The following is a 14,165-nucleotide window of genomic DNA, read 5'->3' as shown; positions in this document are numbered from 1 at the left end:
GGCATTGCAATGCATCCATGGCTGGAGGATGCTGGGCTTCGCGTTGATCTGAATCGCTTGATGCAGCCGTCGCAGCCATCAGCGCAGCAGGAGAACAATAAGAAATGCACAGCAATCACCTCACCCGGCACGCCCAGCAAGTGCTGACCGTGACCCAAGGCAAGGCCCGTCTGCAGGGGCCTGGCAGCGATCCTTCCATCGCCCGTTCCTGGCTGCGTTGCCTGGAGGACTATCACCTCGACCCGGCCCTGAGCATGGCGCCCACCGTGCTCGAGCATGGCCGCCTGCTGGAAAGCCGCGAACGCCTGCAGCAGGTGCTGCAGATCGCCGGCAACGAGATGACCAGCCTGCACCAGCAGTTGTCCGGCGCTGGTCATGCGGTGCTGCTGACCGACGCCCGCGGGGTGATCCTCAACTGCGTCACCGCGCCCACCGAGCGCAAGATTTTCGAACGCGCCGGGCTCTGGCTCGGCGCCGACTGGAGCGAGGCCTGCGAGGGCACCAACGGCATCGGCACCTGCCTGGTGGAGCGCCAGTCCCTGACCATCCACCAGGACGAGCATTTCCGTGGCCGTCACACCGGCCTGACCTGCTCGGCCAGCCCGGTGTTCGACCCCCACGGCGAACTGCTGGCGGTGCTCGACGTTTCCTCGGCGCGCCCGGATGTGTCGCGGCAGAGCCAGTTCCACACCATGGCCCTGGTCAACCTCTCGGCGAAGATGATCGAGAGCTGCTATTTCCTGCGCTATTTCGACAATCAATGGTTGCTGCGTTTTCACCTGCAGGCCGAGTCCGTCGGCCTGTTCAGCGAAGGCCTGCTGGCGTTCGACGGGGAAGGGCGGATCAGCGCGGTGAACCAGAGCGCCCTGAACCTGCTGGGGCATATTCGCGGTGGCTTGCTGGGCAAACCGGTGGAAGCCTTTTTCGATTGCTCGCTGGACGAGCTGCTGGGCCGCGCCAGCATCAATGCCAGCGCCAGCTGGCCGTTGCGTACCCGCGATGGTCGGCATCTGTTCGCGGTGTTGCGCGGCCAGCCGCGCAGCGTGCCGAAACCGCTGCCGCCGAGGGTGCTGGCGGTGGAGCGTCCGCGCCTGTCCGGGATCTGCCTGGGCGATGCGGCCCTGCAAGAAGACTTCCGCAAATCCTTGCGGGTGTTCGAGCGCGATGTGCCGCTGCTGATCAACGGCGAGACCGGCTCCGGCAAGGAGGCGTTCGCCAAGGCGGTGCACCAGGCCAGCCAGCGGGCGGAGAAAGCCTTCGTTGCCTTGAACTGCGCGGCCATTCCCGAAAGCCTGATCGAAAGCGAGCTGTTCGGTTATCGCGGCGGCAGTTTCACCGGGGCGCGCAAGGAAGGCATGCGCGGCAAGTTGCAGCAGGCCGATGGCGGCACGCTGTTCCTCGATGAAATCGGCGATATGCCGCTGGCCTTGCAGACCCGCCTGCTGCGGGTGCTGGAGGACCGCATGGTGGTGCCTATCGGCGGCGAGCCGCAGGCGGTCAACGTGCGCATCATCAGCGCCACCCACCGGGACCTGCTGGAGCGGGTACGGGATGACAGCTTCCGCGAGGATTTGTATTACCGGCTCAATGGCCTGGAAATCAGTTTGCCGGCGCTGCGCGAGCGCAGCGACAAATCCCAGCTGCTGGATTTTCTCCTGGCGCAAGAGGCCGGCGACCAGCAGGTGTCGCTCGATGGCCCGGCACGCCAGGCCCTGCTGGACTTCCATTGGCCAGGCAACGTGCGGCAACTGCGCAACGTGTTGCGCACCCTGGCGGCGCTCTGCGACCACGGGCGAATCGGCCTGGAGGATATACCTGCGATGATTCGCCAGGGCCGCCCGGCACCAGTGCCGGCGGCTGCCGAGGAGGCGGGCGAATACCCGCTGGACGATGCCGAACGCCTGGCCTTGCTCAACGCCCTGGAACAGCAGCGCTGGCACATGACCCACACCGCCGAGCAGTTGGGGGTGAGCCGCAACACCCTCTATAGAAAGCTGCGCAAGCATGGAATCGCTCGCTAGGACATGAGACCGCGTCAGCGTTCATCGCGAGCAATCGAGCGTCGACCGGCTGCTCCTACAGGAGTGCGCACTGTATCTGTAGGAGCGAAGCTTGCTCGCGATAGGCGGCGCAGCCGCCGATACACTGGTAATCGCGGCCCAAGGCTCCAGCCGCGTTCGGGCGATTCCCCGGCAAAAGCCCCACAGAACTTGTCATAGCCTCCGGCAGTGACAACCGTGTGTTCCCCCATCAGCTAAAGAGTGCGATTTGCAGCCCTCTACGCTAACCTGCCTCGATGTTTTACGAGGTCGACTATGCACATTCATATTCTCGGTATTTGCGGCACCTTCATGGGCTCGATGGCGGTTCTGGCCAAAGAGCTGGGCCATCATGTCACCGGCTCCGATGCCAACGTCTACCCGCCGATGAGCACCCAACTCGAAGCCCAGGGCATCGAGTTGACCCAGGGCTACGACCCGGCCCAGCTTGACCCGGCGCCGGACCTGGTGGTGATCGGCAATGCCATGTCCCGCGGCAACCCGGCGGTGGAATATGTGCTGAACAAGGGCCTGCCCTATGTTTCCGGCCCGCAATGGCTGGCCGACCATGTGTTGCAAGGCCGCTGGGTACTGGCGGTCGCCGGCACCCACGGCAAGACCACCACCAGCAGCATGCTGGCCTGGGTGCTGGAGCATGCGGGCATGAGCCCGGGCTTCCTGATCGGTGGCGTGCCGCAGAATTTCTCGGTGTCGGCCCGCCTGGGCGGCACGCCGTTCTTCGTGATTGAAGCCGATGAATACGACAGCGCCTTCTTCGACAAGCGCTCGAAGTTCGTGCACTACCGTCCGCGCACGGCGATCCTGAACAATCTCGAGTTCGATCACGCAGACATCTTCCCCGATCTGCCGGCTATCGAACGGCAGTTCCACCACCTGGTGCGGACCATCCCGAGCGAAGGCCTGGTCATCCACCCGACCACCGAGCCGGCCTTGTTGCGAGTGATCGACATGGGCTGCTGGACCCCGGTGCAAACCACCGGCGCGGGCGGCCAATGGCAGGTCAAGCTGCTCAGTGAGGACGGCTCGAAGTTCGAAGTAATGTTCGAGGGCGAGGCTCAAGGCGTGGTCGAGTGGGACCTGACCGGCCAGCACAACGTCGCCAACGCTCTGGCCACCCTGGCCGCGGCGCGCCATGTCGGCGTAGTGCCGGCGGTGGGCATTGCTGCGCTGAGCGCGTTCAAGAGCGTCAAGCGGCGGATGGAGAAGGTCGCTGAAGTCCACGGCATCACCATCTACGACGACTTCGCTCACCACCCGACCGCCATCGCCACTACCCTGGACGGCCTGCGCAAGCACATCGGCGATGCGCCGTTGATTGCGATCATCGAACCGCGCTCCAACTCCATGAAGCTCGGCGCTCACCGTGACGGGCTGCCGGAAAGCGTCAACCAGGCCGATCAGGTGGTCTGGTATTCGCCGGCCAACCTTGGCTGGGACCTGGGCGCCACCGCCGCGCTGTGCACCGTGCCATCGATTGTCAGCGATTCCCTGGAAGGCATCATCGAGCGAGTGAAGAGCCAGGCCAAGTCGGGTACTCACGTGGTGATCATGAGCAACGGCGGCTTTGGCGGCCTGCACGGCAAGCTGGCCGAGGCACTGCGATGAACAACGGCCCGGAACGCATCACCCTGGCGATGACCGGCGCCTCGGGCGCCCAGTACGGCCTGCGCCTGCTCGATTGCCTGGTGCGCGAAGACCGTGAAGTGCACTTCCTGATCTCCAAGGCCGCGCAGCTGGTGATGGCGACCGAGACCGACGTGACCCTGCCGTCCAAGCCGCAGACCATGCAGGCCTTCCTCACCGAGTACACCGGTGCGGCTGCCGGGCAGATCCGCGTGTATGGCAAGGAAGACTGGATGTCGCCGGTGGCCTCGGGCTCCGGCTCGCCGGCGGCGATGGTGGTGGTGCCTTGCTCCACCGGCACCTTGTCGGCCATCGCCACGGGCGCTTGCAACAACCTGATCGAGCGCGCGGCGGACGTCACCCTGAAGGAGCGCCGCCAGTTGATCCTGGTGCCGCGCGAGGCGCCTTACTCGAGCATCCATCTGGAGAACATGCTCAAGCTGTCGAACATGGGCGTGACCATTCTGCCGGCCTCTCCGGGGTTCTATCACCAGCCGCAGACCATCGACGACCTGGTGGATTTTGTCGTGGCGCGGATTCTCAACTTGTTGAACATCCCGCAGGACATGTTGCCGCGGTGGGGCGAGCATCATCTGAGCAGCGATGAGTAAGTCGCTGCTGATCCTGCTGGTCGCCCTGCAGCTGGGCGGTTGCGCCACGGCACGTACGCTGAACGCGGCCAAGCCGGGGGCGCCGGTGGTGTATTCCGGGACGCGCCTGGATCTGTATGTGATGCAGGGCGGCTGTTGCCCGATGGACCGCTTCGGGGCTGAAGCGCCGAGCTATCCGGGTGTCGATCTGCCGGCCAGCGCCTTGCTCGACACGCTGCTGTTGCCGCTGTCGGTGCTGACGGTATTGGGGGTTGGGTTTCAGGCTACAGGCGGGTTGTAATTCCTTCGCGGGCAAGTCGGATCGCCGCCCACTCGCTCCTACAGAAAAGCACATGCTTCTGCAGGCGCGGAGCTTGCCCGCGTTGCTTTCTGATGTTCGTTATTTACCCAGCTTGCGCAGCTCGTCGGACTCGACGATCCGCACGCCATCCTGCTCTTCCAGTGCCAGGCGCCACATGGCCCGGGCCAGATGGCAGGCTTCGATGCCGTGGTATTTGCCGGGAATCAGCTTGGACAGCGGCCCGGCCAGCTGTTCGGCAAGGCGCGGCTCGAGGCGTTCGCCCAGCAGCAGCGACGGCCGGCAAATGGTCAGTTGCGGCCAGTCCTGGGCCTTTAGCGCCTGTTCCATTTCGCCTTTGACCCGGTTGTAGAAGATCGAGGATTTCGCGTCCGCGCCCAGGGCGCTGATCACGACCAGGTGCCGCGCACCCATCTCCCGCGCGCGCTTGCCGAAGGCCACCACCAGGTCCAGGTCGACGGCACGGAACGCCTGTTCGGAGCCAGCTTTCTTGAGGGTGGTGCCCAGGCAGCAGAACGCCAGGTCCACCCGACCGCTGAGCTGCGGCAGGAGTATCGCCGGGTCGCCGACCGGGTTTTCCAGGCGGGGGTGTTCGCTCAAGGGGCGCCGGCTGGGCGCCAGTACGCGGGTTACCGTGGGTTCGTTGAGCAGGCGGTCGAGCAAGTGCTCGCCAGTCAGGCCGGTCGCGCCGGCGAGCAAGATATGCTGAGGCGTCAAGTACATAGTGTTTCCCCCTTGATACTGTTTCAGCTTAGTTGCTCTTTGCTTCCTTGCTGTCGTTGGCGGCGCTTTGCAGCGCCTTTCGTGCTTGTTGCTTGCGCAGATGCTGCCAGTGCGCCAAGACCCCCTTGGGCGCCCAGATCTGCGGTTCGGAGGCTTCGAAGTTGTCCGCCAGTTCGCGTTCGGCCACGGTCGCCCGGGCCAGCTTGAAGGCCTGTTCCAGGTCGTCGGTCTGGTTCAGCGCCTGGGCGAACAGGGCGTCGCCGAAGTAGGTGAAGTCGGCTTCTTCCGAGCAGCCGAACGATACGCGATCGGCTTGCGAAGCGGTCATGACCAGGGTCCGCTCATCCTTGAGCGCGGGAATGAACCCGCCGGAATAACAGGCCGAGATCACGATGATCTTGTCGCGGTTTTTCAGGGGCGCCAGCACCGCGGCCAACTCGTCGGCCGGCAGGTCGGCCAGCTCCAGGCGCGGCTGGTCGAGCACCAGTTCATGTTCGCTGGTGCCGTGGCTGGTCAGGTAGATGAACAGCAGGTCTTCCGGACCACTGCGTTCGGCCAGGACCTGTACCGCGCGCCGCAGGTTTTCCCGGGTGGCCATGGGGCGGCTGTCGAGGCGGTCGCGGTGGTTGACCAGGCGGATCTGCCCGTAGGCGCCGAAGCGGGTGACGAGCATGTTGCTGACATAGTCGGCCTCGCGCAGAAACACGCTTTGCTGGCCGTCGCCGGCCAGCGTCAGGCTGTAGAGTTCGATGGCGGGCGTCGATGCCGGCACCGCGCCGAGGGCGTCGTCGAGCAGGCGGCCCTGGGCCAGCAGGCCGGTCTCCAGCGGGTCGGGCAACAGTCGGCCGTCGGCATCGCGAACCCGCAGGCCGTTGATCCAGTCGCCGCTTTGCACGGTGCCATCGCGCAGCACCAGCACGCCGTGACCCTGGTAGTTGTCGCCTTCGAAGCCACCGATATAGAAGCTGCCGTCGCTGAGGTTCAGGCGGCCCTGGCCGCTGAAGCGCCAGTCGCTGAAACGGCCGATGTAATGGCTGCCGTCGACGCCGATCAGTTCACCCTTGCCACTGAGGGCGCCTTCCTTGAACTGGCCGATCCAGACATCGCCGTCGGCGTTTTCGTAGCGGCCCTTGCCGCTGAGCTGGTTCTGTTTGAAGCCGCCGACGTAGAGATCGCCCTCGGCGCTGCTGAAAGTGCCGTTGCCTTCCAACTGGCCGTCGACGAACTGGCCGCTGAACTGGTTACCGCTGGCATCGCTGCGCTGGCCTTGGCCGTTGGGTTTGCCGCGGGAGAACTGGCCCTGGTACTGGCTGCCGTCTTCCAGCTCGAGGCGGCCGAGCCCGGAATACAGGTCGGACTTGAATTCGCCGCGGTAGGTCATGCCGCGTTCCTTGAGGGTGCCTTCACCGTCGCGCCGGCCCAGTTTGAAACCACCGGTGTAGCTGCTGTCCTTGGTGGTCAGGCTGCCCTGGCCGTGGAACATGCCCTGCTGGAACTGTCCGCGGTAGACCTCGCCGTCGCTGCCGTGCCATTCGCCCTGGCCATGCCACTGGCCGCTGTCGAACTGGCCGGCATACCAGCTGCCGTTGGGGTAGTCGATGCGGCCCTGGCCCTGCAGCAACCCGTTGACCACATCGCCGCGGTAGCGACCACCGTCCGGCAGACGGGCATCGGGAGGCAGCAGCGATTCGCCGTCTCCACATGCGGTGAGCAACAGGGTCAGAGCCAGGGGTACAAGTGGGCGCATAGCGGGATCCGGATAATTAGGGGACCGAGTATGCCGCAGCAACGAGGCTTATATATAGAGAGGCTGCGCGAAACAGCGTGAGCTGTTTCGCATCAGGAAGGTTTCAGACAAAGCAGAGGGACAATGGCTCGGCGATGTAGGCTGGTTTTTCCTGGCCTTCGATTTCAAGTGTGGCGGTGGCCTTGAGCAGCCATTGGCCGGGTTTCTTCTCGGTGACGTCCACCAGGTCGACCTTGAGGCGGACCCTGGAATCGACCTTGACCGGCTGGATGAAGCGCACGCTGTCCAGGCCGTAGTTGACCGCCATCTTCAGGCCCTCGGGCAGGATCAGGATGTCTTCCATCAGTTTCGGGATCAGCGACAGCGACAGGAAACCGTGGGCGATGGTGCCGCCGAACGGCGTCTGGGCGGCTTTTATCGGGTCTACGTGGATGAACTGGAAGTCACCCGTGGCTTCGGCGAACAGGTTGATACGCTGCTGATCGATGGTGAGCCATTCGGAACGTCCTAGTTCCTTTCCGACATAATCTTTGAGCTCTGCAACAGGAACATACGGCATTGAGACTCTCCTTGGGTTCATCGGTTTTATCGTTCTAAAGGGGCGGGGGCGTACCCCCTGACAACCCACTGTAGATCATCATGGGGGTTTGCTCCGGTCAACCTTCCATGCTTTTGGCGAATGCCGGTTCATAGCGTTCGCGTGCTTATAATGCCCGGCGTTTTTTCGGGGGGATGAGAGATGTTGTTACGCGGTCTGACATGGCTGGTGCTGTTTCAATTGCTCGGCACGGCGATCAATCATCTGTTGCTGCCGATCCTGCCGGGGCCCATTGTCGGTCTGCTGTTGCTGCTGATCTTCCTGGTGGCGCGTGGCGAGGTGGGCGAGCCGCTGAACCTGGCCGCCTCCAGTCTCCTGCGTTACCTGCCCCTGTTGCTGGTGCCGCCCGCGGTGGGGGTGATGGTGTACGCGGTGGATATCGCCGCGGATTTCTGGGCGATAGTCGGCGCCCTGGTGTTGTCGCTGGTGATCTCCATGGCCTTCGTCGGCGTGCTGATGCAGCGGCTGGTCAAGCGCCACGGACATCGGGAGGGCGGCCAATGATGTTCGACTGGCAGGGCGCCTGGGCGTCGGTGATCCACCATCCCTTGTTCGGCATCGGCATTACCCTGGGCGCCTATCAACTAGTGCTCGCGGCCTTCGAGAAAACCCGCTGGATCTTTCTGCAGCCGGTGCTGGTCTCCATGGTGCTGGTGATCGGTGTGCTGCTGGGCTGTGGCCTGAGCTATGCCGAGTACCGCAAGAGCACGGAGATCCTCAGCATTCTCCTGGGCCCGGCCACGGTGGCGCTGGCCGTACCGCTGTACCTCAACCTGCGGCGGATTCGGCAGTTGTTCTGGCCGATATTTACTACGCTGGTGATTGGAGGGGTGGTCGCCACCGGCCTGGGCGTACTGCTGGGGTGGTGGTTCGGTGCCGAGAACATGATCCTGATGACCATGGCGCCGAAATCGGTGACCTCGCCGATCGCCATGCTGGTGGCCGAACAGATTGGCGGGGTCGCAGCGCTGGCTGCGGTATTCGTATTGATCACCGGGGTGATCGGGGCGATTTTCGGCCCGGCCATCCTCAACCGCCTGCAGGTGCATAGCCCGGAAGCCCGAGGCATGGCGCTGGGCATGACGGCTCACGCGGTGGGCACTTCGGTGGCCTTGCAGGAAAGTGACGAGTGCGGTGCTTTCGCGGCGCTGGCGATGAGTCTGATGGGTGTGGCCACGGCGGTCTTCCTGCCGTTGGCGGTGTCATTGGTGGTTTAAGGAAACCTGTATGAGCCTGGCGCTTTTCCCGCTGAACACGGTGCTGTTCCCCGACTGCATTCTCGATTTGCAGATTTTCGAGGCGCGCTATCTGGACATGATCGGTCGCTGCATGAAACAGGGCTGTGGCTTCGGCGTGGTGTGCATCCTTGAAGGCGAAGAGGTGGGCATCGCCCCTGAAGGTTTCGCACGGGTGGGCTGCGAAGCGCTGATCACCGACTTCCATCAGCAGGACAACGGTCTGCTGGGGATTCGGGTCAAGGGCGGGCGGCGTTTTCGGGTGCTGAGCAGCGAAGTGCAGCGCGATCAGTTGCGGGTGGCTGAAGTCGAGTGGCTGGGCGAGGCGCCGGAGCGGCCGCTGCAGGAGGAAGACGGGGACCTGATCGCCTTGCTCAAGGCGCTGGCCGAGCACCCGATGGTCGAAGCCCTGAACATGGGCACCGAAGCCAGCGGCCAGCAGTCGCTGGCCAACCAGTTGGCTTATCTGTTGCCATTCTCCGAACTGGACAAGATCGACCTGCTGCAACTGGACGATCCGCAACAACGCCTGGATGCGATCCAGGCCCTGCTGGACGAATTGCAGGGCGAACTGTTCGCCTGATCCTCGTGGCTACAAAACCTCAATACGCATAACGCAGCATGGCGTGCGGCAGATGCCTGACTGCTTCGAAACCGAACAACGCGATCAGCGCCGGCAATACCAGCCACCAGATCTTGGCCGGCATGGGTTCCAGCGGGGTCTGGCGCTGGGCGACCCACAGGCTGGCGGCGCACACGCAGGCGGCAAGCATGGCGCCAGCAAGGATGTCGGAAGGCCAATGCGCGCCCAGGTAAATCCGCGACACGGCAATTACGGCCGCCGGCAGACAGCCCAGCAGCAGCCAGGTCAGGCGCATGCGTGGCGGCTGGCCGCGACCGGCGAGCACCGCCAGGGTCAGGAACAGGGCGAACGAACCGGAGCTGTGGCCGCTGGGCATGCTGTAGCTGGTCAGTGGGTCGGCCAGGACTTCCGGGCGCACGCGGGCGAAAAAGAGTTTGGTGCCGGTGTTGGCCAGCGCGGTGCACAGCAGCGTGGCGCCCGCGAAAATCGCTTGCCGCCATTGCCGGGCAACCAGCAACAGCAGGGTGACCAGGGCGCTGGCAAACAGCATGGTGCGGAACTCGCCGAACTGGGTGAGCACCACCATCACCTCGTCCAATGGTGGGCTACGGTGTTCCTGGACCAGTGCTATCAGGCCCTGATCGAAATGGTTCAGGTAGGGATAACCGATGAACAACCCTGCCAGGATCGCCAGGCTGAGGCCTGCCACCAGCGGGCTGGCCTTGCGATGCCGGCGCACGGTGCTGTTGATGCTCAGGCCCAGCAGTATGGCGATGCTGGCGGCGACTATTCCCGCCTGCGGCCAGAAGCCTTCAGGCAAGGGCAGGCGGATCGCCGCGCCCGTGGCCCAGCCCGGCAGCAGGTAGGCGACGGTCCAGCCGGCCGCGGCCAGCAGGCTGACAGAGAAAAAACGCGGGAACGACATGTCGAACATGCCGGCGACCATCGGCAGCATGGGGCGCAAGGGACCGATAAAGCGTCCGACCAACAGGCTGGCGATGCCATAACGCTGGAAATAGGCTTCGGCGCCGTTGATCCATTCCGGGTGATGGCGCAGGCCCGGCAGGCGACGAATGTTCTGGTGAAAACGCCGGCCCAGCAGGTAGGACACCACATCCCCGAGCAAGCCGCCGAAGAACCCCAGCGCCAGGGTTTCACCCAGGGACAGGGCGCCGCTGCCGGCCATTACGGCGATGGCGAACAGCAGCACGGTGCCAGGTACGATCAGGCCGGCAATCGCCAGGCATTCGACGCAGGCGACGATGAACACGGCTGCCGCCAGCCATTGGGGATTCATCGTCAGCCAGCCGGTTATTCCGTCGAGCCACTGGCCCATAGGTTTTCAACTCCGGTTATTCGGTGGTTTAACTGTAGAAGCGGACTTGCTCGCGATAAAACCATCCGCGGGCACGCCGGTTCCTGCGAAAGGGATCAATCGAGCAGCAAATAGTCGCGACCTTCGACCTGCCCGCGACGTAGCGGGTTCCGGGTGCAGTAGGGGGCGTAGGCGGCGTCGACAAAGCGGTACATCAAGTGCTCATCGCGGCCGTGGGGGATGCCCAGGCGGGTGGTCTGGATGACGCTGGCGACGGGCGTGCCGACATCCTCGACGAACAGCACTTCATGGTCGAAGCGCTTGGCATCCCACACCGGGACTTTCAGGCCCAGGGCCTTGCACAGCAGGGTCTGGCCGGCGCAGAGCTTCTGCGAGGGGCGCGGCCGGCCGCTGGCGTCGGGATTGTTCAGGAGCATCTGCGCCAGGCTGGCGGGGCCTGAGACTTCGTCGACCCAGGGGTAGGCCGACTTGATCAGCACCGCGTTGCCCGGCCCCTGGGCGCTGAAGTTCAGCGAGTCGCCGCCGCGGGCGTAGTACATATAGATGTGGCCACCGTCCAGAAACAAAGCCTTACGCTTTTCTGTGTAGCCGAGGGAGGCATGGCTGCCTTTTTCCTCGCAGTAATAGGCTTCTGTTTCGATAATGCGCGCCGACAGCCACAGATCGCCGACCCGATGGCGGATGATTTTGCCGAGCAGTTCACGGGCCAGGACCTGGGCGTCTCGATCGAAAAAGCTGTCGGGCAGGGCCTTGGGCAGCGTCGGAGTGGACAGAATGGACATGGTAGCCAGGAGCGATGACGGGAATTGGGTCGGAATGATATCAATTCCAGGCTTAATTCAGGCTGAACGAGAGGTATTTGCCGCCCATTTCGACCATCCGCCCGTGACCGCTGTCCGTGGACCGGCGCGACAGCTATAATCAGCCGCTTTCCTCTTTGCCAAGACCACAGCAGACCATGACTGAGTCCGTTCTTGACTACATGACCCGTTTGGGTCGCGCTGCCCGCGAAGCCTCGCGGGTAATCGCCCGTGCCACCACCGCGCAGAAAAACCGCGCATTGCTGGCGGCAGCCGATGCATTGGACGCTGCTCGCCCCGAGCTGAGCGCGGCCAATGAGCAGGACCTGGCCAATGGCCGGGCCAATGGTCTGGAACCGGCATTGCTCGATCGTCTGGCGCTGACCCCAGTGCGTATCGACGAAATGATCGAAGGCCTGCGTCAGGTGGCCAAGCTGCCTGACCCCATCGGTGAAATCCGCGATATGCGCTACCTGCCTTCGGGCATCCAGGTCGGCAAGATGCGCGTGCCCCTGGGCGTGATCGGCATCATCTACGAGTCGCGCCCCAACGTGACCATCGACGCCGCCAGCCTGTGCCTGAAGTCCGGCAACGCGACCATCCTGCGGGGCGGCTCCGAGGCGATCAATTCCAACCGCGCCATTGCCACCTGCATCCAGCAAGGGCTGGCAGTGGCCGGCCTGCCGGCGCAAGTGGTGCAAGTGGTGGAAACCACCGATCGCGCGGCCGTTGGCGCGCTGATCACCATGCCCGAGTTCGTCGATGTGATCGTGCCGCGTGGCGGCAAGAGCCTGATCGAACGGGTCAGCCGCGATGCCAAGGTGCCGGTGATCAAGCACCTGGACGGCGTCTGCCATGTGTTCATCGACGTGGCGGCCGACCTGGACAAGGCGATTCGCATCGCCGACAACGCCAAGACCCAGCGCTACGCGCCCTGCAACACCATGGAGACCTTGCTGGTCCACGCCGGTATTGCCGAGCGCGTGTTGCCGCCGCTGGCGGCGATCTATCGCGACAAGAAGGTCGAGCTGCGCGGTTGCCCGCGTACCCGTGCCTTGCTGGGCGACGATGTGATCGAGGCCACCGAAGAAGACTGGCGCACCGAATACACCGCGCCGATCCTGTCGATCCTGGTGGTCGATAGCCTGGACGCGGCCATCGAGCACATCAACACCTACGGTTCGCAGCACACCGACGCCATCGTCACCGAGAACTTCACCGACGCCCGGCGTTTCCTCAACGAGGTGGATTCCAGCTCGGTGATGGTCAATGCCTCGACCCGGTTTGCCGACGGTTTCGAATATGGCCTGGGCGCGGAGATCGGTATTTCCACCGACAAGCTGCACGCCCGCGGCCCGGTCGGCCTGGAAGGGCTGACCAGCGAGAAATATGTCGTCTTCGGCGACGGCCATGTGCGCACTTGATGAGCAAACGTATCGGTCTGCTGGGCGGTACCTTCGACCCTGTGCATATCGGTCACCTGCGCAGCGCGCTGGAGGTGGCCGACTCGCTGGGGCTCGATGAGCTGCGGCTGACGCCCAGCGCGCGGCCGCCTCATCGCGATGCACCGCAGGTGTCGGCGCTGGACCGTCTGGCGATGGTCGAGTGTGCGGTGGCGGGCGTTTCACCCCTGGTGGTGGACGACCGTGAGCTGAAACGGGACAAGCCGTCCTACACCATAGACACCCTGGAACAGATGCGGGCCGAGATGGCCGCGGATGACCAGTTGTTCCTGTTGCTGGGCTGGGACGCTTTTTGCGGCCTGCCTACCTGGCATCGCTGGGAAGAGTTGCTCCAGCATTGCCACATCCTGGTGCTGCAACGCCCGGATGCCGACAGCGAGCCGCCGGATGCGTTGCGCAACCTGCTGGCGGCGCGCTCGGTGAGCGATCCCCTGGCCCTGCAAGGGCCTGGTGGACACATTGCATTCGTCTGGCAGACACCGCTCGCGGTGTCTGCCACCCAGATCCGTCAACTGCTGGCCAGCGGTAAGTCGGTACGTTTCCTGGTGCCTGATGCGGTCCTGGCCTATATCGATGCACACGGTCTTTACCGTGGGCCGAACTGAAGGCGCGCTGCCGGCTGATGCCGTGCAACGCGCCAAACATACGAGCTGAACGAGTTTTATATGACTAACCAAGTAATGAAAGGCGAAGATCTGGTCAAGGTGGCAGTCGCCGCGCTGGAAGACGTCAAGGCCCAGGATGTCCTGGTGATCGATGTTCGCGACAAGCAGAGCATCACTGACTACATGATCATCGCCACCGGTACTTCCAACCGCCAGATCGGCGCGATGCTGGAAAAGGTCCGCGAGATGGTCAAGGCCCAGGGCGTCAAGCCGCTGGGTGAAGAAGGCAAGGGCGACAGCGACTGGGTGCTGCTGGACCTGGACGACGTGATCGTGCACATGATGACCGCCTCCGCACGCCAGTTCTACGACCTGGAACGTCTGTGGCAGGGGGCCGAGCAGAGCCGTGCGGCCGATGGCAAGCACCACAGCCCGGAACACACCCATGAGCACTTCACCAAGCTCAACAAAGACCAGCAATAA

15 protein-coding genes are annotated in these 14,165 nt (G+C 63.9%); 10 read left to right on the top strand and 5 right to left on the bottom strand.

The genetic code is table 11. The features are described from left to right. The first annotated feature begins 104 nt into the window (after positions 1–104). The 4 genes from H0I86_RS27940 (at position 105) to H0I86_RS27925 (ending at position 4,574) form a co-directional block, all read left to right on the top strand. Positions 105–2,021: a sigma-54-dependent Fis family transcriptional regulator gene (locus tag H0I86_RS27940; RefSeq protein WP_180922941.1), complete on the top strand. Its 1,917-nt coding sequence runs from the start codon at positions 105–107 to the stop codon at positions 2,019–2,021. A gap of 294 nt (positions 2,022–2,315) precedes the next feature. Further along, positions 2,316–3,665 carry a UDP-N-acetylmuramate:L-alanyl-gamma-D-glutamyl-meso-diaminopimelate ligase gene (gene mpl, locus H0I86_RS27935; RefSeq protein WP_180922940.1) on the top strand — a complete coding sequence of 450 codons (1,350 nt, stop codon included), beginning with the start codon at positions 2,316–2,318 and terminating at the stop codon, positions 3,663–3,665. After that, positions 3,662–4,294, top strand: a complete 633-nt coding sequence (gene ubiX, locus H0I86_RS27930; RefSeq protein WP_007927126.1) for a flavin prenyltransferase UbiX — start codon at positions 3,662–3,664, stop codon at positions 4,292–4,294. The genes mpl and ubiX overlap by 4 nt, the downstream gene beginning before the upstream one ends. Beyond that, entirely contained in the window at positions 4,287–4,574 is a 288-nt protein-coding gene (locus tag H0I86_RS27925; protein ID WP_009051050.1) for a YceK/YidQ family lipoprotein, read from the top strand. Before ubiX ends, H0I86_RS27925 begins: the two co-directional genes overlap by 8 nt. Positions 4,575–4,673: 99 nt before the next feature. Here H0I86_RS27925 and H0I86_RS27920 read toward each other — a convergent pair whose 3' ends face one another. The 3 genes from H0I86_RS27920 to H0I86_RS27910 form a co-directional block, all read right to left on the bottom strand. Continuing rightward, positions 4,674–5,315 carry an oxidoreductase gene (locus tag H0I86_RS27920; protein ID WP_180922939.1) on the bottom strand — a complete coding sequence of 214 codons (642 nt, stop codon included), beginning with the start codon at positions 5,313–5,315 and terminating at the stop codon, positions 4,674–4,676. Between the two features lie 28 nt (positions 5,316–5,343). After that, positions 5,344–7,062, bottom strand: a complete 1,719-nt coding sequence (locus tag H0I86_RS27915; RefSeq protein WP_180922938.1) for a C13 family peptidase — start codon at positions 7,060–7,062, stop codon at positions 5,344–5,346. 103 nt (positions 7,063–7,165) lie between these two features. Further along, a complete protein-coding gene (locus tag H0I86_RS27910; protein WP_180922937.1) occupies positions 7,166–7,621 on the bottom strand; it encodes a MaoC family dehydratase in 456 nt (151 codons plus the stop codon). A gap of 180 nt (positions 7,622–7,801) precedes the next feature. On the opposite strand from H0I86_RS27910, the gene H0I86_RS27905 reads away from it, so the two are divergent. The 3 genes from H0I86_RS27905 to H0I86_RS27895 are packed head-to-tail and all read left to right on the top strand — an operon-like array spanning position 7,802 to position 9,478. Then, complete coding sequence (locus H0I86_RS27905; RefSeq protein WP_180922936.1) at positions 7,802–8,164, top strand: CidA/LrgA family protein; 363 nt, start codon at positions 7,802–7,804, stop codon at positions 8,162–8,164. Then, positions 8,161–8,877: an LrgB family protein gene (locus H0I86_RS27900; RefSeq protein ID WP_180922935.1), complete on the top strand. Its 717-nt coding sequence runs from the start codon at positions 8,161–8,163 to the stop codon at positions 8,875–8,877. Before H0I86_RS27905 ends, H0I86_RS27900 begins: the two co-directional genes overlap by 4 nt. Before the next feature lie 10 nt (positions 8,878–8,887). After that, positions 8,888–9,478 carry an LON peptidase substrate-binding domain-containing protein gene (locus H0I86_RS27895; protein ID WP_180922934.1) on the top strand — a complete coding sequence of 197 codons (591 nt, stop codon included), beginning with the start codon at positions 8,888–8,890 and terminating at the stop codon, positions 9,476–9,478. A gap of 19 nt (positions 9,479–9,497) precedes the next feature. Here the strand turns inward: H0I86_RS27895 and H0I86_RS27890 are convergent, their stop codons facing one another. Then, a complete protein-coding gene (locus tag H0I86_RS27890; RefSeq protein ID WP_180922933.1) occupies positions 9,498–10,814 on the bottom strand; it encodes a bifunctional DedA family/phosphatase PAP2 family protein in 1,317 nt (438 codons plus the stop codon). Between the two features lie 95 nt (positions 10,815–10,909). Further along, the gene (locus H0I86_RS27885; protein WP_028683488.1) at positions 10,910–11,596 is read right to left on the bottom strand and encodes a DNA-3-methyladenine glycosylase; all 687 of its coding nucleotides are present in this window, start codon (positions 11,594–11,596) and stop codon (positions 10,910–10,912) included. Positions 11,597–11,772: 176 nt separating this feature from the next. On the opposite strand from H0I86_RS27885, the gene H0I86_RS27880 reads away from it, so the two are divergent. Genes H0I86_RS27880 through rsfS form a run of 3 tightly spaced genes read left to right on the top strand, consistent with a single transcriptional unit; the run spans position 11,773 to position 14,165 of the window. Beyond that, a complete protein-coding gene (locus H0I86_RS27880; protein ID WP_009051041.1) occupies positions 11,773–13,038 on the top strand; it encodes a glutamate-5-semialdehyde dehydrogenase in 1,266 nt (421 codons plus the stop codon). Further along, entirely contained in the window at positions 13,038–13,682 is a 645-nt protein-coding gene (gene nadD, locus H0I86_RS27875; protein WP_025807711.1) for a nicotinate-nucleotide adenylyltransferase, read from the top strand. The genes H0I86_RS27880 and nadD overlap by 1 nt, the downstream gene beginning before the upstream one ends. Before the next feature lie 60 nt (positions 13,683–13,742). Beyond that, positions 13,743–14,165 carry a ribosome silencing factor gene (rsfS, locus tag H0I86_RS27870; RefSeq protein ID WP_009051039.1) on the top strand — a complete coding sequence of 141 codons (423 nt, stop codon included), beginning with the start codon at positions 13,743–13,745 and terminating at the stop codon, positions 14,163–14,165.

This window comes from Pseudomonas chlororaphis subsp. aurantiaca, assembly GCF_013466605.1.
Classification (GTDB): Bacteria; Pseudomonadota; Gammaproteobacteria; order Pseudomonadales; family Pseudomonadaceae; genus Aquipseudomonas; species Aquipseudomonas chlororaphis_I.
The sequence above is the reverse complement of the archived record's forward strand: the minus strand, read 5'-3'. Positions and strand labels throughout refer to the sequence as shown.

Bases quoted from the DNA above. Each gene is read 5' to 3' on its own strand.
- H0I86_RS27940 (WP_180922941.1), top strand. From the start codon at position 105: ATGCACAGCAATCACCTCACCCGGCACGCCCAGCAAGTGCTGACCGTG.
- mpl (WP_180922940.1), top strand. From the start codon at position 2,316: ATGCACATTCATATTCTCGGTATTTGCGGCACCTTCATGGGCTCGATG.
- ubiX (WP_007927126.1), top strand. From the start codon at position 3,662: ATGAACAACGGCCCGGAACGCATCACCCTGGCGATGACCGGCGCCTCG.
- H0I86_RS27925 (WP_009051050.1), top strand. From the start codon at position 4,287: ATGAGTAAGTCGCTGCTGATCCTGCTGGTCGCCCTGCAGCTGGGCGGT.
- H0I86_RS27920 (WP_180922939.1), bottom strand. From the start codon at position 5,315: ATGTACTTGACGCCTCAGCATATCTTGCTCGCCGGCGCGACCGGCCTG.
- H0I86_RS27915 (WP_180922938.1), bottom strand. From the start codon at position 7,062: ATGCGCCCACTTGTACCCCTGGCTCTGACCCTGTTGCTCACCGCATGT.
- H0I86_RS27910 (WP_180922937.1), bottom strand. From the start codon at position 7,621: ATGCCGTATGTTCCTGTTGCAGAGCTCAAAGATTATGTCGGAAAGGAA.
- H0I86_RS27905 (WP_180922936.1), top strand. From the start codon at position 7,802: ATGTTGTTACGCGGTCTGACATGGCTGGTGCTGTTTCAATTGCTCGGC.
- H0I86_RS27900 (WP_180922935.1), top strand. From the start codon at position 8,161: ATGATGTTCGACTGGCAGGGCGCCTGGGCGTCGGTGATCCACCATCCC.
- H0I86_RS27895 (WP_180922934.1), top strand. From the start codon at position 8,888: ATGAGCCTGGCGCTTTTCCCGCTGAACACGGTGCTGTTCCCCGACTGC.
- H0I86_RS27890 (WP_180922933.1), bottom strand. From the start codon at position 10,814: ATGGGCCAGTGGCTCGACGGAATAACCGGCTGGCTGACGATGAATCCC.
- H0I86_RS27885 (WP_028683488.1), bottom strand. From the start codon at position 11,596: ATGTCCATTCTGTCCACTCCGACGCTGCCCAAGGCCCTGCCCGACAGC.
- H0I86_RS27880 (WP_009051041.1), top strand. From the start codon at position 11,773: ATGACTGAGTCCGTTCTTGACTACATGACCCGTTTGGGTCGCGCTGCC.
- nadD (WP_025807711.1), top strand. From the start codon at position 13,038: ATGAGCAAACGTATCGGTCTGCTGGGCGGTACCTTCGACCCTGTGCAT.
- rsfS (WP_009051039.1), top strand. From the start codon at position 13,743: ATGACTAACCAAGTAATGAAAGGCGAAGATCTGGTCAAGGTGGCAGTC.